Origin of the sequence: Vibrio sp. TRT 21S02, assembly GCF_050113675.1 — a bacterium.
Lineage (GTDB): Bacteria > Pseudomonadota > Gammaproteobacteria > Enterobacterales > Vibrionaceae > Vibrio.
On sequence record NZ_JBNJOI010000010.1, the window covers coordinates 1 to 20,109 of the forward strand.

General features: G+C 43.0%; 14 protein-coding genes. All 14 read right to left on the reverse strand.

All coding sequences use genetic code 11. From position 1 onward, the window contains the following. Positions 1–167: 167 nt before the first annotated feature. The 14 genes from ACQEXU_RS13880 to tssC all read right to left on the reverse strand — a co-directional run bounded on the left by ACQEXU_RS13880 (position 168) and on the right by tssC (position 20,098). Entirely contained in the window at positions 168–1,472 is a 1,305-nt protein-coding gene (locus tag ACQEXU_RS13880; protein ID WP_427011267.1) for a type VI secretion system ImpA family N-terminal domain-containing protein, read from the reverse strand. A 50-nt stretch (positions 1,473–1,522) separates the two neighbouring features. Beyond that, positions 1,523–5,023 carry a type VI secretion system membrane subunit TssM gene (gene tssM / locus ACQEXU_RS13885; protein ID WP_427011387.1) on the reverse strand — a complete coding sequence of 1,167 codons (3,501 nt, stop codon included), beginning with the start codon at positions 5,021–5,023 and terminating at the stop codon, positions 1,523–1,525. Positions 5,024–5,084: 61 nt separating this feature from the next. Continuing rightward, positions 5,085–6,488 carry a type VI secretion system protein TssA gene (gene tssA / locus ACQEXU_RS13890; protein ID WP_427011268.1) on the reverse strand — a complete coding sequence of 468 codons (1,404 nt, stop codon included), beginning with the start codon at positions 6,486–6,488 and terminating at the stop codon, positions 5,085–5,087. A gap of 12 nt (positions 6,489–6,500) precedes the next feature. Then, positions 6,501–7,166 carry a type VI secretion system-associated protein VasI gene (gene vasI / locus ACQEXU_RS13895; RefSeq protein ID WP_427011269.1) on the reverse strand — a complete coding sequence of 222 codons (666 nt, stop codon included), beginning with the start codon at positions 7,164–7,166 and terminating at the stop codon, positions 6,501–6,503. Further along, positions 7,163–8,725, reverse strand: a complete 1,563-nt coding sequence (locus tag ACQEXU_RS13900) for a sigma-54 interaction domain-containing protein (RefSeq protein ID WP_427011270.1) — start codon at positions 8,723–8,725, stop codon at positions 7,163–7,165. Before ACQEXU_RS13900 ends, vasI begins: the two co-directional genes overlap by 4 nt. 2 nt (positions 8,726–8,727) lie before the next feature. Next, positions 8,728–11,337 (reverse strand): type VI secretion system ATPase TssH, encoded by a 2,610-nt coding sequence (gene tssH, locus ACQEXU_RS13905; RefSeq protein ID WP_427011271.1) that lies wholly within the window; start codon positions 11,335–11,337, stop codon positions 8,728–8,730. 25 nt (positions 11,338–11,362) lie between these two features. Further along, positions 11,363–12,136 carry a type IVB secretion system protein IcmH/DotU gene (gene icmH / locus ACQEXU_RS13910; RefSeq protein ID WP_427011272.1) on the reverse strand — a complete coding sequence of 258 codons (774 nt, stop codon included), beginning with the start codon at positions 12,134–12,136 and terminating at the stop codon, positions 11,363–11,365. Between the two features lie 2 nt (positions 12,137–12,138). Continuing rightward, a complete protein-coding gene (gene tssK / locus ACQEXU_RS13915; RefSeq protein WP_367989972.1) occupies positions 12,139–13,473 on the reverse strand; it encodes a type VI secretion system baseplate subunit TssK in 1,335 nt (444 codons plus the stop codon). 2 nt (positions 13,474–13,475) lie between these two features. After that, positions 13,476–13,955: a type VI secretion system lipoprotein TssJ gene (gene tssJ / locus ACQEXU_RS13920; protein WP_367989973.1), complete on the reverse strand. Its 480-nt coding sequence runs from the start codon at positions 13,953–13,955 to the stop codon at positions 13,476–13,478. 2 nt (positions 13,956–13,957) lie between these two features. Next, positions 13,958–15,433 carry a type VI secretion system-associated FHA domain protein TagH gene (gene tagH, locus ACQEXU_RS13925; protein ID WP_427011273.1) on the reverse strand — a complete coding sequence of 492 codons (1,476 nt, stop codon included), beginning with the start codon at positions 15,431–15,433 and terminating at the stop codon, positions 13,958–13,960. A gap of 1 nt (position 15,434) precedes the next feature. Next, positions 15,435–16,445 (reverse strand): type VI secretion system baseplate subunit TssG, encoded by a 1,011-nt coding sequence (tssG, locus tag ACQEXU_RS13930; RefSeq protein WP_427011274.1) that lies wholly within the window; start codon positions 16,443–16,445, stop codon positions 15,435–15,437. Continuing rightward, positions 16,409–18,178: a type VI secretion system baseplate subunit TssF gene (gene tssF / locus ACQEXU_RS13935; RefSeq protein WP_427011275.1), complete on the reverse strand. Its 1,770-nt coding sequence runs from the start codon at positions 18,176–18,178 to the stop codon at positions 16,409–16,411. The genes tssG and tssF overlap by 37 nt, the downstream gene beginning before the upstream one ends. Positions 18,179–18,183: 5 nt before the next feature. Next, positions 18,184–18,621 (reverse strand): type VI secretion system baseplate subunit TssE, encoded by a 438-nt coding sequence (gene tssE / locus ACQEXU_RS13940; RefSeq protein WP_427011276.1) that lies wholly within the window; start codon positions 18,619–18,621, stop codon positions 18,184–18,186. Between the two features lies 1 nt (position 18,622). Continuing rightward, positions 18,623–20,098, reverse strand: coding sequence for a type VI secretion system contractile sheath large subunit (gene tssC / locus ACQEXU_RS13945; RefSeq protein ID WP_427011277.1), 1,476 nt, complete (start codon positions 20,096–20,098; stop codon positions 18,623–18,625). Positions 20,099–20,109 lie beyond the last annotated feature (11 nt).

Below are 20,109 nucleotides of genomic sequence, written 5' to 3' on the forward strand. Positions count from 1 at the left end.
ATAGAGATATAACATGGAGTTGGCATCGTAATCCTTCCTTTAATCCATTTTTGAATGAGTGGTTGATTGAACGAAGGAGATAGAGCAAGGGGGATGCCAACCTCAAATCCACCAAATTTCAATAAGTTAAAATAAAACAAGCAAATAACTGCCCCTTAACGAGCAATTTATTGCTCTTCAGGCAAAATTTCTGATGGTGCGCCATTTCTTCGTTCTAATGCCAAATGCTCTTCTAATTCCACCACCTTCCAACTCAAACTATTTAATCGCTCTTTAAGCACGGAGAATTCCATTTGTGCTTGTTCATAATCGCCCTGCTCAATGAGATCTTGCACATACCCCACTCGCCCATACACTGGCGACAAGCTCACCGCAAAATCTTCAAGTGATTTGGTCTGGCGTTGCAGTTCTCGCCAACGCTCTTTCTTTGCTAGCAAAGAGATATTAGCCATGCGGGTTCTTATCTCTTGAAAACGTTCAATAAACTGTGAGGTCAAAAGAAGTGCTTGCTCCTTTGATAGCGCCACAGATTCTTGTACTTGTTGGGTTAACTCTGAATCAGGAAATAGAATATTCAGTGCTTCAAGCTGTTGTTGGGCCTGAATTAACGGCAGCTCCACAGATGAATCAATCAAAGTTTCAATGGAATCACTATAAAGCGTTGTAATGCCCTGCTCTTCGTTGGCTACCGACTCCTGAGAATGAATGCTTAAATAATGTAATGCTTGCTCCCTTCCCGCCAAATTTGGTGTGGTTAATTGCTGTTGAAAAGATATTTCATGGAACCAAGGCGTATTTTGATAAATCGCGTTCGTGCCAAATACCGAACCAATTCCCAATAGGAAACAACCAGCTAGCCACCAGCGTTGTTTGGCTTTTCCTTTACGAAGAACTTCAGCCTGATGCTCCTCGTCCACTTTAACCAAAGAGTGGTATTTTGTTTCAATTCGATCAATATGCTCAAAAACGGCAAACGCCACCCCCTCAAAATCAACTTGGTATTCGGGTTGCTGATGTTCGATAAGCAGAAAAATTCGGTCAAAATAGTTTTCGCACCGATACAAGTCACGCAGAGAGTGATAATCAGGCTTAAGATCTTTTAACTCTCTGACGACACGTGCATTCATCCAATCGAGAACTTCTTTACGCATTTTGGCCGTTTTGCTATCAGGCTTGTCAGCTCGACTAACACCTAAGCTCAATAATTCAAGAGCATTCACGTAACCAGCAAGACCAGAGGTTTTCAAACAAGCCACAACATAATAACCACATAAAAGGAGATCGATACCGGGGCCACTAGCGAGCGTTTCACAATCAGCCTTTACTTTCTCCCAATCAATACTGCCACCAAAAGGGCCGTTACGGCGGTTAATCTCTTCTCTAACACGCTGATAGGTACTTTGATCTCTCAACGAAGCTGTGTCATCGACAATATGGAAAGGAACTTGGTCAATAAATAAGATATTGGACATAGATACTTCGTCCTGAATTAAACGGAGCGACTTACGCCGCTCCTGATAAGTTAGTACAGTGTTTTTGATAATTTAAATGACTTAAACAGTCTGTCCGTAAATGGATTCGCATCAGATTCAGCATAAATCCGATAGGTCATGTCACCACCATCGACTGCAAACTTAAAGTCAACCGATGTCGGACTTGCTGAAATCACTTCACCTTTCTCCAACAAGCGGAAGAACGCCCAAGGTCCTTGAAGATTAATACTGCGTGGAGACTGATTCGGTTTTGCAGGAACAAGCGTGACTTTCGAAACAGCAGAATCACGCAAGGTATTTGGCCAGATAAGATCGACACTTTCGCGTGGACCATGACTGTACGCCAAATACTGCCCATCAACGTTCAACACACTACGACGCTTATTATTAGTTAGACGCAGAGGTTCAATCGCAAAGTTCACATCCAAGATACCTTTACGATTGAAGAACGCAGCCTGAATACGTTGAGCCTGCTTTATTTGCTCAAGAACATCTTTGCGGATGATGGATTGAGCATCATCGCCTTCATTCAGTGCCGAAGCATCTTCAATAAACATCTTTAACTGATGATTGTAAAAGCTATCCAATGTGCCATTCGGAGCAAAGAAGGCTTCAAAATCATTTAACGCTGCATCTTTTTTCGACTTCTGGCTGAATGGATAACGACTGGCTAGCTTAGTCTCATAGGTTTTGTAAACATCTTCATACCAACGCACTTCCAAATGCTTAATCGCTTCTTGCTTAACGACATACCAGCTTTCGTCAGCAAGCTTCGCAACCATGGCATCAAGTGGTTGAGGTAAACCTGAAGAGATACGTCTCAAGGTATAGATCGGATCTGCATTAACAAGCTTTAACCGAGCCTTAGTGGCTTCTAGAGCAGCCATGCCTGCATCCGGAGATTCTTGAATGCCCTTGAGGTAATTTTTCAGTTCTTCAACAGACGCCAATACTTCGTTGATATAAGCAGGTTGTTCTCCAACAGGTGCTAGCATGTTATTTAGCTCAGAAAATGGCGCTTGGATCATTGAAGCCACTTTGTATTTTGGTGACTTTAAGATCTCTTTCTGCGCATCTTCTCCAGTTGGTAATTGGGCGATCACCTGAGTATTAGTATCCAAAGTGCGGAGTAAACGCTGTAGCGGCTCAATGTTTCCTGTCAGGTTATCCAATACAGCAACAGCATCGTTGATATCCTGGAAATACTTCATATCAATTTCGTTCAGTGCAGCTCGCCAAGTATTCACATAATCTGCGACATATAAATCTCGTATTTTGTCACGAAGAACCTGTTTGTCCGCTTCACTAAACTGGGCCGTTTTTGACTGCCCTAGCACCCAGCTATCAATCAATGCTAGATCAGAAACTTGTTCAGACTCCGGAAGGAAGTAATCTTCAAAACCTTTTTTAGTCAACATCTGTGGAATGAACAACGCAGAACTGCGCTCGACACGCTCTTCGAATACCAGATCAAACACTGGACCAACGAGATTTCTTAAGTTGATAGAAGGACCAAGTGCTGTTTGAGCCGTCAATTTTAGGTTTCGATATACTCGCTGATCATTAGGCATAGACCCAAGATCCGCTTGAACCTTTGCAATCGTTACATCATAAGGCTTCATTACCTGTTCGGCAGCAATATCACCATTATTTCTGTCGCCAGCTAGATCGGTATGACGCATTGCATAATCAAGGTGACCAAGGAGCTCCTCTTGCACTTTGCGTTGACCAGAAAACTCTTGTTGCCAATATTTACCGAAGAAATCGAGCACATATTCTTTGTAGCGCCCACTTTTATCCACCATCATGCGATAAACACGCAGTACTGCGAGCTTTTCTTCATCAGTTTCAGCTAAGTTAAGCTCAACAACTACATCCGCCATAAGAAGAGGCAAGAAACGGGTCTCCAACAAGTTCAGATACGTTTCTTCCACTTTAGGTCCAATAGTATGGCCCTGATAAAGCCCAAAATCAGAAACATACATCGGTTTTTCACGGAAGAAACCGAACTCCAACGTAGCCTCACGAATTTTGTTTAATGGGATGAGAATGTCTTGTTGCGATGTTAAGCGTGAACTGGATGGAAATTGTTCCTTGTATTCATTTACTTTTGACAATACCGCCGACGCCTGATTGGTATTGACCATGTAATAACGATGCCAAGTACCAACCAACAAAAGCGAAGCAATCGAGCAAGCAACAAATGATAACCCCATCAACCGACGCTTTTGCTTAGCGACACGGAAGTTATCCGACGCGAGCCCTGCTTCAGGGTAAATGACGTTACTAAATAGCTTTTGAGTAAAGTAGACCGTGGAATTCTTTGCCTGTTGAGCTTTATTGACCGCATGAGTCAACCCATAACGACGAGAGGCTGCATCATCAAATGCATTCGTAGGAACCCCTTGCTGATAAACCGAAGTAAAGTAGACACCACGAACTAGCGCTGATGTGGAGAACTGATCACTTGATAACGCATCTTGGAAGAACTCCTTCAAAATATCTTTTAAGCCAGCAATTTGACGAGTAAAACTGTAAATTGCATTTCGCTCTTCAAGTGACATAGGTGTCGCAGCGGCTTCAGGTAACAGTTCGTTAATACGCTCAACAAACTGACCATATTCATTAATAAATTCTTCCAGCCAATGATCAAGTTCATCGACAGAGTCTAATGAGAAGGTGAAACCTAGAACTTCTTCACGCTGTTTTTTTGTGTATTGCTTAAAGAACGGTTCAAAGCCATGAAGTAAGTCGAGTTTAGTCAATGAGACGTACACCGGTAGGCGGGTCGATAATGTTTCCATCAACTCACGTAAGCGAGCACGGAGTAAACTAGCATACGCCTTTCGTTCTGTTGCTGTTGCCGTTGCCAAATGTGATAAGTCAAGCGCCAACACAATACCGTTTAGCGGTCGACGGCTGCGAGTACGATCAAGCCAATTGATGAAGTGAAGCCAAAGCCTGCGTTCCATTTCTCCATCATTGTCTTCACTGCGATTGCCTTGAGTAAGCAGTTCACCATCTGGATCGATCAAAACAGATTCATCACCTACCCACCAATCAAAAGAATAAGGGTTCTCGCTTTTTTGGCCGGAAGCCCTAAGTACCGAAGAGAACACAAAGTTTTGTCCAGAACGATTAATAAGACTCGTCTTACCCGCATTCTCAAGTCCAAGTACTAAATACCACGGTAAAGCATACAAATAGTTACGCTTATTCAAGCTCTGCTTCATATTAACCATCATGTGGTTGAGCTCGTTTTCTTGGCGCTCTTCAAGTAACTTTATTGGATCTTGGCGAAGTGTCTCTTCTCGTTTTTGCTCCGCTTTAAACCCTTGTAACTTACGCCATTGGACAATACCCCAGATACCTAGACAACCAAGTGTAAAAAATCCACTTGCCAATAGACGTGCCATTACACTATCAAGCGGTCGGTTACCTGCAATTTCTAACCACGGGCCAGCCCACCAAATTGCCACGTTCACTAAAATGAACGTTGTGAATAGCAAAACAGGTAAAGCAGCAACCATACCTGGTTTAAGCTTCTTTACTATTCCAACAATAAATTTCCACATGGAGTATATCCTTCGATTAATCTGACGTTGCGTATCGTTTTAATTCTTCTACCAATGTAGGTTCCCAATCGGTGACTTTCATTGATAGTACTTGTTCATATAGCGTTTGATATTGTGAGGCTGCCATCTCATCAAGATGATTTGCCTGCAAGAGGTCTGCTGAAAGCATTCTCCAATAGAAACGATCTCGTGGCTCTGTTGCCTTAACTAATCCATCATTTAACATGGACAACGCAACCGCGATTCCGCCTTCTTTTGCTAAGGAAAATGCTTCCTTTCTTAGCTCTTGCCAATCACCTAAAGCTGATTGAGAGCTGCTTTGTGCTGTATCAGTTTCATTAATCCATTCGATCACTGATTGCGGTACGAATGGTTCACCACCTTTAAACTTGAGGCTCATTAATTCAGGAAGACGCTGCAAGAATAGACGTGTTTCCGAAGCAATTGATTCACACCACTCTTGCTTACCAAGACTTTTTGCTATCTGATAGCTCATTAAGTGGCCTTCAAACCAATACGGAGCCATTGTTAAGCTTTGTTCTACTTGGCGCCAAAGCACTAGATCAGGCTGCCTAAGCTTATCTTGATAATCTTTTACTCGGTCAGCTTGCATGCCACGAAGAAGCGTCTCTCCATTAGCATCATGATCAGGCAGCGTTGTGATGGCCCCCCATACGGCATAGCGTCGTAAACGGATCCCAATTGAACTGCCAAATTCCTGCTCACCTAAAAAGTCAGCCACCTTTAGCAATGACTGTTTTGTCGCCTTATCACTTGTACTGTCCACCGATACTGAAGGTGTACTCGTTGTCGTGATGGGAGCCGCAACATTTTGCTTTATCTCTGGCTGCTCAGTTTTCTGGCGCTCATCAACTTTGCGTAGTTCAGAAGTAATGGAAATGGCAACCGAGCTAACGACATCATTTGTTAACCCTGCCTTTTCAATCGTTTTCTGCCACTCCTCACATGCTGACAACAAAGCATCTCTGTCTTGGGTATCAAACAGATTAAAGTCAATCTTTTCCAACACTAAAGAAAAGCGCTGCACCATTTGGCTAAAAAATTTACGTCGAGGAAGGTTGCCACGTTTACCTGGAGCCGGATAACAGGTTTCCCAGTAGTGAGCAATAAAATCATTCATTACTCCAAAAGAAACGATTAGACGCTGCGGGTTAACTTGATTGTGTAAGCATTGTAGTAAGTGGACCAAAAGCTTTATATCTTTGGTTTTCTCACTAAATAACTTAACAATGCTATGCTCCACTTCATCCCATTGGACACTGCCATGAGATAGCGAACCCACTTTCATCATCTGATCCTCAATAAAATCAAAAAGAGGATCATCGATGAGTCGTTCTCCAACCGATGTTTTAGAAGAAATAGGTCGAACTATATGTTCGCGGTACTCTGCTAATTCCATGGTTATCTTCCTTTACCAACCACAACGATAGCGCAATGCTGACAGCGAGTTTTTGAGTTCTGTACTATCAAATTTCAACCCATCAGCAATAGCTGCATTTGAACGAAGCACCAGGCGCTTCTCCTTAGCCATTGCTTTCATCATCTCAATTGCAGGTAATCCGCGAGCAGAAGAAAACAACAACCCTGAGTCATCACTACGCCAATACTGTGTCGGGCCGTAAGCTACTGATAATTTAATTCTTGGATCGGAAACAGCTTCTGGAAAAATAAGCTCAACACGACTTAAATTGTCAATACAGCTCATCATCAAAATGGGCTTATCATTTCCCTCAAAGGCTGTTTTGTCGTTCTGTGCTCGTAAAGCAACCCATGCATTACTTTGTTTTTCTTCCCCTTGGGTTTTCAAAATAAGTGGGAGTTCATCGACAGAGTCAGAGAAACTTTCCATGGCTCGAACCCATTGTTCTGGTAGTCGTTCCTTGTTAACTACCGGACTTTCAACAGGTGTTGCAAACACCTCATCAAAACACTTAAGCCTTTCAATTCTCGCTATCACTTGAGTGCACTCTTTCGCGCGTTCAAAAAGCTGACTCGACTCACTTGCTGCATGACTATTGCCAGATAAACACACTGAACTTAACGTAATACTAAGTACTGAAAACAATAACTTTCTCATAAGCTTTTTATCTCCAGCTTTTGACATTTGTACGCTAAGGTGCGCTTTGGTATCCCAAGGCTTTGAGCCGCTTTAGCTCTATCACCCTCATACTGTTGCAGACGATCTCGGATTATTTGAGCCTCGTAATCGCTTAGCGCTTGCTTTAAGTCATCAATGAACTTGATATCATGGCTATTCTGACCACTCACCACAGCATGATCGTGTGTTGCTTCTGTTTTTCCGATTTCACACAGTAATGAGATACGCGAGGCAAAACAGGCTTCTTCAACCTGAGTTCCATCTTCAGTTTGAGCGCAACCAAATTCAACAAGATGTTTTAGCTCACGTACGTTTCCAGGGAAGTCATGACGTTTGAGACAATCCAACGCACGATAATGAATACCGCGAATGTTCGTTCCATGTTGCTGATTAAAATTAACAACAAAGTGTTGGCTCAATTGGTCAATGTCTTCTTTACGTGCACTTAATTTTGGCAACGTCAGTGGATATTGGAATAGGCGATAATAGAGATCTTGTCGAAACTGCTTATCTCGAACCTGCGCTAACAAATTCACATGAGTCGCTGAGACCAGACGAAAGTCAGAAGTCTGCTCCTCTTTGCCTCCAACAGGCCTGAATGACCGAGTTTCGAGTACTCGAAGTAGCTTAGCCTGCAAAGACAAAGGCATATCACCAATTTCATCAAGGAATAATGTGCCCCCATTTGCTTGAGCGATTAGCCCTTGCTTATCACTGTCAGCACCAGAAAAAGCACCTTTCTTGTACCCAAACAACTCACTTTCAAGCAGACTTTCTGGAATTGCGGCACAGTTGATAGCGACAAACGGAGCTTTTTTTCTTGAAGATAGCTGATGGACAGCCTGAGCAACCAGCTCCTTGCCCGTTCCTGTCTCACCTTGAACCATTACCGACAATTGGGATGTAGCTGCACTTGCAATTTGGCGTCGTAGCCGCTGCATCACGTCACTTTGACCAATCAAAATAGGTTCTAATGTTTGTGCCAAAGCACGTTGCATAGAATCTTTTTCGAAGTCATCAAATGATGCTTTCAATACCCGGTGCTCTTGCTCTTCTTTCATCATTTCTGTCAACAAGTTCCACTGTTTAGTGAACAAATCAACGAACTGCAAGAAGCCTGCATCCGCAAAAATAGACGTAATACAGTCCTGCTCACCAACCATCATGAGGACACTTTGAACATGCCGCGCATCAATGGGTAGCGGCTGAACATGTACAGCCTCAAACATGCCCACATTTTCAACCAACTGACTAAAGTATCGATCTCCCCGCCAAAAGACCAAGTCATCTGCAGATAAGGTCATGGATTGAGACGTTTGCAGTACTTGAGTAAACGGATTATTTAAATCCGTTACTGACCATTGGCATGATAACTCAGCGTTATGGGGCACAAGCATGCGCCCCTCTGGGTTAGGAAACAGTATTAAGCAACGAGACAATTGGAGCTCGCGAGTTAGTACTTCAACAAATTTTGTAGCTAATTGGTCGGGCTTTTTTAGTCCCACCAACTGCGTGGCAAAAGCTAACCAACTACTCATCGTTACTCAACCTCACCAATAAACTCACCATCTTGTGCTGCAAGCCGGATCTGCTTAACATCTTCCTGTGCAGCAAGTTTGTTTAATAATGCTAGAGACACAGGTGGCAATAGCTGACCTTCAATAATGGCTTCAAGCATACGAGCGCCATTTTCTGAGCGTGTCGCTCGTTTTAAGATCTCTTCAATTAAAGAGTCTTCAACCATAACTACCGCGTTATGACGCTTCTTCAACAAGGCTTCTAAGCGAGAGAGTTTTCCTTTAACGATCTCCTCCAATACCTCTTTATTAAGTGGCATGTATGGAACCACCTCCATACGCGCAAGAAGTGCTGGTTTAAAGAAAGCAGCCAGTTCAGGATAGAGCGCTTCGTCCAACGCTTTCGGGTTTTCTGCGTAATCAACGATTGTTTGGTAACCTAGATTCGAGGTAAGGAAGAACACAATATTCTGACAATCAATCAAACGCCCTTCACCATCAGCCAGCTCACCTTTATCAAAAGCCTGATAGAAAATATTCAAAACTTCAGGGTGCGCTTTTTCTACTTCATCAAGCAGTACAACTGAGTAAGGCATCTTACGAATGGATTCGGTTAGCACGCCGCCCTCTCCGTAACCCACATAACCCGGAGGCGAGCCGATGAGACGAGATACTGTATGTTTCTCTTGGTACTCAGACATGTTAATGGTCGTCAAGAACTGCTTGCCACCATACAACTGCTCCGCCAATTGAACGACGGTTTCTGTTTTACCAACACCACTTGGTCCAACCAACAAGAAAGCCCCTTTCGGCCTTCCAGGACGACGTAAATCAGCTCGGGCGGTAAGTAAATGTTTATGTACGCGTTTGATCGCGTGATCCTGACCTTTAATTTGTTCACCTAAGATCGAGGTTAAGTGCGTGATCTTATGCAGCTCATCACTGTTCATTTGCTCAATTGGAACACCAGTCCAATCCGCAATCACTTCTGCAACTTGCTCTGCATCCACCTGCGGATGCATTAAGCGTTCGCGATGAGGAATTGACTCTAGCTCTTGGTATTTTTCTTTAAGGTCCAATTTGAGTTGTTCAAAGTCACACTCTTCATCGTGACAATCACTTGGTGACATTAATTGCCCACGTAGCTCAACAATGGATTCAATCAATGCTTTTTGATGGTTCCAGCGCTCTGTCAGTTCTGCTTTTTCAACTTCTTCCTGTGCTTCGATGGTTTTTAGCTCGTCCAACCGGGCCGTATCAACCTCTTTACCCATGCACTCCATACGTTCAAGCATGTCGATTTCAAGTTGACGTTGATGACATGCACTCTCCAAAAATGCTAAACGCTTTGGTGGCGAAGTCATGTTAATGGCAATTCGAGCACATGCTGTGTCTAAAACATCAATTGCTTTGTCAGGAAGTTGTCGACCTGAAATATATCGAGCAGACAACTCAGACGCAGACTTAAGCGCATCGTCAGAGATTAATACACTGTGAGATTTTTCATAAACAGGAGTGAGACCACGCAGAATATCTATTGACTGTTCAATGCTCGGTTCTTCAAGCTTTACAAGCTGAAAGCGACGCGTTAACGCAGGATCTTTTTCAAAGTACTTTTTGTATTCTTTCCATGTCGTTGCAGCAACCGTACTTAACTCTCCCCTTGCTAACGCAGGCTTAAGTAGGTTTGCAGCATCACTGCCACCTTCTTGATTTCCCGAGCCAATCAATGTGTGTGCTTCATCAATGAATAGAATAATAGGTTTTGGTGAATGTTTGATCGCATCGATAACACCTTTCAGGCGTTTTTCAAATTCACCTTTTACAGAAGCCCCGGCTTGAAGTAAGCCCAAATCTAATGAATAAAGTTCAACATTTTGTAACTGTGTAGGTACTTTCCCATCTGTCACTCGGAGTGCTAGCCCTTCGATCATTGCACTTTTACCTACGCCTGCATCACCGACAACAATCGGGTTGTTTTTCCGGCGACGGCAAAGAATATCGACCATCAAATTCAGTTCATTTTCACGACACAGAACTGGGTCAAGCTCCCCTTTGCGAGCCTGCTCAGTTACGTTAGTGCAATATTTAGAAAGAGGCGTTTCACCTTGCTCTGCGACAGTTTTGTTTGCAGATTTTGCTTTATCACTCGTTACTTGAGTTTCCGCTGAATCAACTAAAACAGTGTTAAAATGCTTTTTAAGTGTTTCTCGGTTAATCGTTTCAAGCAATTGGATTAGTTTATAATCCAAATAGCGATCTGCTCGGCATAAGGCAGCTAAGAAAATAGCACCAGAGCGCATCTCTGCTTGGTTCAACTCTGTCGTTGAAAGCAACCATGCTTCTTGCAGTAGCTCAACCAATAAGGGAGAAAATGGCGGGTAGGTATCTAATTCTGCTTCGCGAGTATAACTCGCGGTAATCGCCTGTTTCATCGTCTCCAAATCGATATTCGCTTGCTTCAAAATTAGACGAATATCGGAAAGTGGATTTTCAAGTAAAGCTTCTAAATAATGTTCAACCGTAATTTCTGGATGGTGTTGCTCAATGCACAATGACGCCGCTTGTTCTAGCGCTAATTTGCTTTGTGCATTAAGTTTTGAAATCAGAGTGGGTAGTTCAATACGTATCACAGTTATCACCTAGCCTTTTAATTTTTTAGAGTATTTGGTTTAGTTGGCTCAACACATCTGTTGACTTGGTATGCAGTAAATAGGAGTAGCCAAGAAAAACACCTATCCATAAGATCACGAATCCTGCAAAAATCGACCAGACAGGCATTTGCTTACTCAGCTTGTACTTCGAACGGACGACATGATCCGTTGCGCTGGTCAATTCAACTGATGTTTGTTGTTCTTCATCGTGAATAAGGTTATGTAAACGTTCGATTACTTTCTCACGCTCAACTTGCCCGCCTTCCATCACTCTGTACTTACCTTCGAAGCCAAGGATTAAACAGTGATAAATGAACTCAAGCAGAGGCTTATATGTCTGAGGCTCGCCCTCTAAACGAGAGAGAATGACAAAGACTTTTTCCCCGCCCCAAGTTTCATTGTGAAACCTCGACAACATTGAGTGTTCAGCCCAAACACAAGACGCTCCCCATTCCGTACCCATAACAGCTTCATCTAAAAATGCACATAAAATGTAGCGGTACGCCATGAGAACGGCGTGTTCAAATCCTTGTGAGTTCAACTCAATTTCAATTGCTTTGATTTCTTCAATGGTCTGTTTGTAAATCTGTTCAATGTTGTCACACTCGGCCAAAGAGCGAACACGAAGTGATAAGCCAAACAACGGCGTTGCAGCATCAATTAAGATATTGGGATTATCGCCACGTAGCTGGAACCAGTAATCTTGATCGTGATTAATTTTCTCTACATCATCAAAAAGTAAGTTACTGTACTGACTCTGTTTTTTATCAAAGCTCATGCTTAACTCCTGATTGCCCAGAATTGCAGATCTAAGTCTTCAAATGCCGCAGCTACATGAAGAGCGAAGCCACTTGAATTCATCACGGTATTCCATGCCGGACTCGTCTTATCAAGTTGGTAATACGTATATCCTGCATGGTATGGCAGCTGTCGAGGAGCGACAGGTAGTGAAACCAAAGGAATACCCGGTAACTGTAACGAGATAAGCTCGCGAATTTTCTCTACTGATGAAACTTTTGTTTGCTGTGTGAATAGGCGACGCAATTCGTCAAGCGGCATACGTGCTTTCACAGCAACAATAAACTCTGCGTCAGACATCAACTGAGGATCTTGAATAGGAGCAACCATCAAGCCGTACTTACGCTTGTCTAACTGAATCGAAACAGCTCTTGGTTCAAGCACTACACTTAGGCTCTGACGTAAATTACGGATCAAGGGCCAAAATGACTCACCCGGCATATCGTGGTTATAACTTGGAATATTCGGTGGCATGCGACTTTCATCGGTAAAAGTGGCCAACTCACCACAAACTGACGCCAACGATTCAAACAATCGCTCGGGATGTAAGCTACGAAGTTCAGCTAGATGTTGCATTTTAGGCTGAAGTCTATTTAGCGCTTGAAGCAGCATAAAGTCTGAGACATCAGCGACCCCACCTTGTGAAGGTGAACTAATACGCTGTGCAATATTTTTTGCACGCTCTCTCATCAAGCCAGAGACTTCATTAATGAAGCGATGTAATGCATCATTACCCACGACATTGTAATGACACGGGATAAAGTCATGATCTAATACCACGCTGCCATCAGGACGCTTCTCGCGAATGCGTGCAATCGCAATTGACGCGTAAGAGCTTCGATCTTCTTTTTCAAGCATCAATTGCATCTTCACAGGAGACACATCAATCGTTGTCGTATCCCCTTGCACCGTGTGAACATCCCGTAGCTCAAGACGACGACTTTCATATCGTCCGGTTCCACGTTCGTCAGGCCAATTTATCTCCATCAAGGACTCACTGCGCAATGGGATCGCAAGATAAATTAACTGGTTCGCAAGAGATGCATCATCAATTTCCAATGCATCTGGCATCTCATCTTCTTGTGGAATTCGGAATACCGTACCGTCTGGCATAACTCCGACAGCACGTTCAATCGCAATCCGTCCAAATGAGAGATACTCCGGATTGAGTGACAGTTCTGAGATACCATATAAATAGCGACTTACAGCAATCATGCGCTCATCGACATGATATTCAACGTAGCGTTGTTGTTGCTGGAAATGCTGCGGCTTGATAAAAAGCCCTTCGTTCCAAATTACACGGTTACGTGCAAACATCTTTATTCCACTCTTTCCAATTTGACGTCATAGTCTTTGAACAGCATAAGCAGGTGATATTCTCTGCCCTTATTCAAAACTTTGACCGCCTTCTTCCATTCACTAAGTTCAATATCTGAAAAGTTTGCCATCACGCCGATGTAGTTAGTGTCTTCATCCACTTCAAACGCGGTAACAAATTTGAACTGACCTGGGGTTAATACATAGTCATATACTTCGACAAAATTACTCTTGAGCGCTTTCTTATGATCTTCCCGTAACTGGTCATAATCAGCAGACATAAACATTGAGTCGTCTTTAAGTTCAAATATCTGTACTTCAACTGGCGAGGTTTCACCTGTGATATTCGGGTTCATGCCTTCATCAGCCACTAAACTGAAAGTAACTTTTGTCGGCATATTTGCAGGATCATATTCTGATGAGCTGCTACTACAGCCGCCCAAAAAGAATAATGAACACAGCATGATTAGCCATTTATTCACTTTCAGAACTCCAATTGTTTTTCACGGATTTTTTTGTCGTATGCTTGTTCAAAGATTTCCCAGAACAACTTTTCAAAGCCACGTTGGCGGTTTGAGGTCAGTTCTTGGTAGTAGTTTTGGTACATGTTCCAAGCCCACTCACCTTCACTCTGATTCACATTGTCTGAGCTGCGCTTATAATTTTGGAATCGGCGGGTCAATACGTCGGGCGAAAACGCATTTAAGATTTGACACAAGGCTTCAGTAGTAGCGTGCTGCATAGCTTCATTATGAGCACGTACATTTTTCAAGCTCTCGGAGATAGCGGCAGGAGCAGAAAGATGAACAAGGCTTTGCTCACCATCGTAAAGCGTGCGCATCGTTTCTTCGTAAGACAAGCCAAGCCTTAAAGGGTTATCTTCAATAGGCTGAAGGTTTCGATTCATTACACCAAAGCGCCCTTCCTGGACTTGAGCATGGACATCTAACAGACCTTTCACACAAGCTTGAAGAGATTCACCGAGCTCACGAGATAACGCATGCATACGTTCCATATCATGTTCGTAGCTGATGTCTACTCCCATGCCATTTAGCATCGGGCCAGTAAGTAAATGTGTTCCACCTACATGGTTTGATTGCAGTTCAACTTGCTCTGGCTTAACACTTTTAGCCACCTCTTCTTCTAGCAAGTCTAGTACTCGTTCATCCATCTCTAAGCCCTCTAAAACATTGTTGTCTGTTGAATTTGATACAAGTTGTTTATTGGCTGGTGTCTCCTCCGGAGTCGATTTATTCTCAGAGTGACGACTACCTGACCATAATTTTTTGAACATTTTTTTCAGCCGTACTGATGAAGATATTTCGAAATCACTATCGGCTTGTGGAGTAAAATCTGGCTGTTGCAAAGCCAAATTGTTTTCAGGAATTAAAACTCGCTGGCTTTCTTCATCGACCTTAGGCTTCTCGAGTTCATCAATAAGAGAAAACTCATTTTCTTTGGGCAACACTTCATCTAGTGCTGCTAACGGATCGATATGCAATGACTCCTCGCTCTCATCAAGCGCGGGTTGCAAATTGTCTTCTTCTTTTTCATCTGCGATAAGTGCATTACTATCTGTGTTTAATAGTGTTGCAAGTGAAGCATGAGACATCGCATCATCACTATCTTCTCGAAGCACTCGGATCACATAAGGGCCAATGTGTATCTCATCTTTATGATCTAGCCTTGCTAACTCACCTTGCCCAAGTGGCATGTGAGAACCATTGATGTATGTTTCTCCGCTAAGATCCTTAAGACAAAACACACCATCCACTAATACAACTTCACAATGGAATGGTTTTGTCTTACCTGCACTATCTTTCAGAATCCAGTCAGCAGAAGAGGAAGAACCAATGATCCCGCCATTCAAATCCCAAGATTTCTGAGCCGTTAAGCCAGCTTCTAAAATCTGGACATTGCTAACCGTGAAGTTCAGTATTGATTGTTTTTTCACATTCATATTATTGCCTTACTTGAATCAAGACTCGGCGATCTGTTAGTTTCTGGCCAAGGAAAGATGTCCAACCTAAAGCGGGCTTCACCGCATCATCCAACCGCATTTCCATCACTTCGTTTTCATCCATTGACAGTTCAAGGTCGTATGCCATCTGTTCTCGTAAAATGAATTCGACCAATTTGCAAAGCGGTTGAAATTCTTTTCCTGACGGCAAAAAGTCAGCAAAACGTTCACGAGAAAGCCCTTTAATTTCAATAATAAATTTGCCTTTACAGTCCATGATGGATTCCCCCATGGTGCTGTCATAACCCAAGCTTGCGTTCTGTAGGCCCAACGAAAGTTGTTGCGCTCGGGCGATCTTTACTTTTCTTGTCACCCATTGGCGAATTTCGACACTATCAAGATCAAAACAATGCGAAATGATCCCCGCGACAACTTGAGGCGAGCGGCTGCGTCCGGCTAATGTCCCTGCATACGCCAGCATTTTGCACCAATTAATTGGTGTTTCACCTCGTAAATCAGGATCCCCAAGGCCGACTAAAGCAAAGATTTGTGCTGAAAATGGGTCTTTAGCGTCAGGCTGAAAACGCACGTAGTAACGGTATTTGCGCCAGATCCGGTAAACGAGGTTAATCAACCGATTATTAAAGAAATCAAGGAATGGCTGCTTACAGCCACCTCGTTCTTCCATTGCCAATTGCTCGACAAAAAAACCGGGGAGTGGCGATTGTGAACCTGACAAACCAAAGAAATTGGTCAACATGACCATTCTTTCGTCGATTCGCTGATCAATATTCACAACATCAGAGGGTGAAAAACCAAGGCTTGGATTCGCACTGAAAACCAGTTGACAAGCACGTTCCCACTCTTCTGATTCAGGGTTTAATTGATTAATCTTTTGCAGCAATTCTACTAACTGGTAAAAGTTGTAGGAATGTACTGACTCCGGTAGCTTGGGCCCAACCGGAGTGTCTACCGCTATATCAGCGGTTGCATACCCGTTTGAGTTCCCCATGTATACTTCTCTTGATTTGATGTGTTTATTACGACCAACTCGTGAAATGAGTTAATGCTTGCGTAAAGCGTAAAGAAGTGGCTGAGCACTGTTCCGAATAGATACAAATCACCTTCCGAGCCAAAACCTGCTTGATCAATATACAAAGTCGATTGCAACCCACGGACAGGTAAACCGCGCAAAATTTTATCAATAGGCTGAGATTCAATCTTGACGATGCTGTCTAAGCGCTTACGCGCAACACGCTCAGCTTGCCTATCTACTAACGCTCTAAAATCATAGGCACGCAGCACACAATTCAATGCATCTTTAGAAAGCAATGAAAGGTAGTTAAGTGATAAGTTAGAGATCAGAACCCAAAGTAAACTACCATCTAAAATTGGCCGTAATGATTGGGAAGGTTCTGTAATATTCCTAAACGTCGCAAACGGTGGTGAGGTGTCGGTCGGTTCACAAATATCACCGACCCCAAGCTCTAAAGGCAACAATCTATTCGTGCATGTCAACTTAATTGAAACGGCTTCATCGACGTCAACAGACAGGGTTTCATCCCCACGAATAAAGGAAATGAAAGAGTCAAAACCATCACCACGTATACTGTCTTTTACGCGTGTTCTGTAATATAACGCCTTACGATCTCGAACACGTTCAACTTCATGCTGAAAGCTTTCAAATGAAGAGTACACTCTCTTCTTGCCACGAATCCTTTGCCCTGTTTGCGTGTTGTCTTGCCAACCAGCCACACTATCTACGCTAAACACTTCATAATGAGCTGGATACCGGCTAGAAGGTATAATTCTGTATTCCGTCTTACGACCATTTAAGTCAACAGGGTCAGCGTCGTGCTCAAACAAATTAATGACAGGTGTACAGTAAAGTTGAAAGTTCTCAGTCTGAACGCGAACATCTGCGGGTAAGGTTTTTGAGAAATTAAGCTGCAGCGTAAACTCGCCATGCACAGACTTCGGAAGCGCTTTATCGATATCTTTGATATCAAAAAAGTGGAACGCCTCAGGGAATGATAAGTATTCCTGCAGAATGCGATAACCTTCATATACATTGGTTGGGTACGGTAATAACGCCTCATTACTGTCAAAACCAACAATGCTGAATGCACTTTTGGGTAATGCAAACTCGGTTCCATTCACATCTACGGATACTTTGCTCAAATAATGATTGAGCCATAAGTAAAGCATTTGAGAGCTATATTTATCGCCTCCCAAATAGAATCTTAATTTATCCAGCAATGCTTCACCAACAGATTGCTCACCAGTCATTTTTAGGTGGATCTTAATCGTTGTTGCTTCACGTGTATGGTGAGCATGAACTTCAGAGGTTGTCAGTGGAAAAATCTCGACATTTCGACACGTACGAAAGTGACATTTGGTGCCAAATATTGCTTTGCTATCAAGCTGGGTTTCTCTTGCAATTATTTGTTTTTCACTGACGCTTTTATCAGGAGAAAAGGCAACAACACTCATACTTGGTACTGGACGCAAGTAATTCGGCCAAAGCATGTTGATGATAGAGTGCGTTAACTCAGGAAACTCATCTTCCACTTTTTCGCGCAGACGAGCAGTCAAGAAGGCAAAACCTTCCAACAACCTTTCAACATCGGGATCGGTCGTATTGCCATGAAGAAAACGGGATAACTGTGGATGAATTTCTGTAAATTCTTTTCCCTGCTCTTTTAAAAACGCCAGTTCTTCCCTGAAATACTTGTCTTGCGTCATTGTGATTACAGCACTCGATATTTTCGGTTTTGATCCAGTAATAAACTGAATTCGACTTTTTCATGAATCGCTTCACTATTGATGACTGCAGCGATATGAAACTTCAAAGTTAATGGGCTGTATGCATCAGAAAGTGTACGAACTTCAACATCAGTTAATCGAGGTTCATAACGTTCCAAGCAATCTTGTATAGCCAATTTAATACGAAGAGATAGGTCTAGGGTTTCTAACGTTGCATCATTAAAATCAACTAGCCCTAACTTCGGAGCGCTTTGTGATCCACCAACTCGTGTATTCAAAATTGCGGACACATTTCGTTTTATTGAATCCAGTACATCCTCAGCATCCGGCCCTGATAGGGCCGAAACTGGCTTGGTGTCGGCTTCTAAACGCTCAAAGAAACCAACACCAAATGCACTTTCTTCAGGTGCGAAGTAAGGCATATTAAGACTGATCTAAACGTCCAACCAACGAGAGCTCAAAATTTGCTCCCATGTATTTGAAGTGTGGGCGAACGGCCAAAGAGACTTGGTACCAGCCTGGGTTACCCTCTACATCTGCAACTTCAATTTTCGCTGCACGCAGAGGACGACGGCTACGTACGTCTGCTGGTGGGTTCTCCTGATCTGCAATGTACTGTTTAATCCAAGTATTCAGTTCACGCTCTAGATCCTGACGCTCTTTCCAAGCACCAATTTGCTCACGCTGCAGCACTTTAATGTAATGAGCCAAGCGGTTGATGATCATCATGTACGGGATCTGAGTACCTAGCTTGTAATTCGTTTCCGCTTCTTTACCCTCTTTCGTGTTAGGGAAAATTTTCGGCTTTTGAATCGAGTTTGCAGAGAAGAATGAAGCGTTGTCACTACCCTTACGCATCGTTAGAGCAATAAAGCCTTCTTCTGCCAATTCAAACTCTTTACGGTCTGTAATCAGTACTTCCGTTGGGATCTTACTTTGTAGTGCACCCATCGACTCAAACACGTGTACAGGTAGATCTTCTACTGCACCACCACTTTGAGGACCAATGATGTTTGGACACCAGCGGTACTTAGCAAAGCTATCTGTTAGACGAGTAGCAAATGCAAATGCTGTATTACCCCATAGGTAATGTTCATGAGAGCCCGTTACATTTTCGTTGTAGTTAAACGACTTGATTGGGTTTTCTGTAGGATCATAAGGGACACGAAGTAGGAATCTTGGTGCGGTTAAACCAAGGTAGCGTGCGTCTTCAGATTCGCGCAAAGAACGCCACTTGGTATATTTTGGACTTTCAAATGTAGATTTGAGGTCTTTAATATTCGGAAGCTCTTCAAAAGAATCAATACCAAAAAACTCAGGACCGACACTTGAGATAAATGGAGCATGTGCCATTGCACCAAGCGCACCCATGTATTGAAGTAGTTTCATGTCTGGTGTTGATGGTGTAAATGCATAATTACCGATGATTGCACCTGTTGGCTCACCACCAAATTGACCATAACCAGAAGAATACACATGCTTGTATAGACCTGCTTGCGTCGTTTCTGGTGCAAACTCAAAGTCTTCTAAAAGCTCTTCTTTTGTCACATGCAAGATGTCAACTTTGTTGTTTTCGCGAAAATCCGTACGGTCTACGAAAAGCTTAAGACCACGCCAAGATGATTCCATCTGCTGGAATGCCTCATCGTGTAAGATCTCATCCATTTGAGCGCTGATTTTCTTATCCAGCTCAACAAGCATTTGATCAACCAAAGACTTGTTCACAGCTTCATCAGCTTGATTTGAACCAATTAGGTTTTCAATAAAGGCAGCAACGCCTTTTTTCGCCACCTCATACCCTTCTTCGCTTGGTGCGATACGGGTTTGAGCCATAATTTCATCGAGCAAGCTTCCTTCAGCAAGCTCAGGTCTTTCCAATACTGATTCAGTAGCAGACATGATTGTTTTCC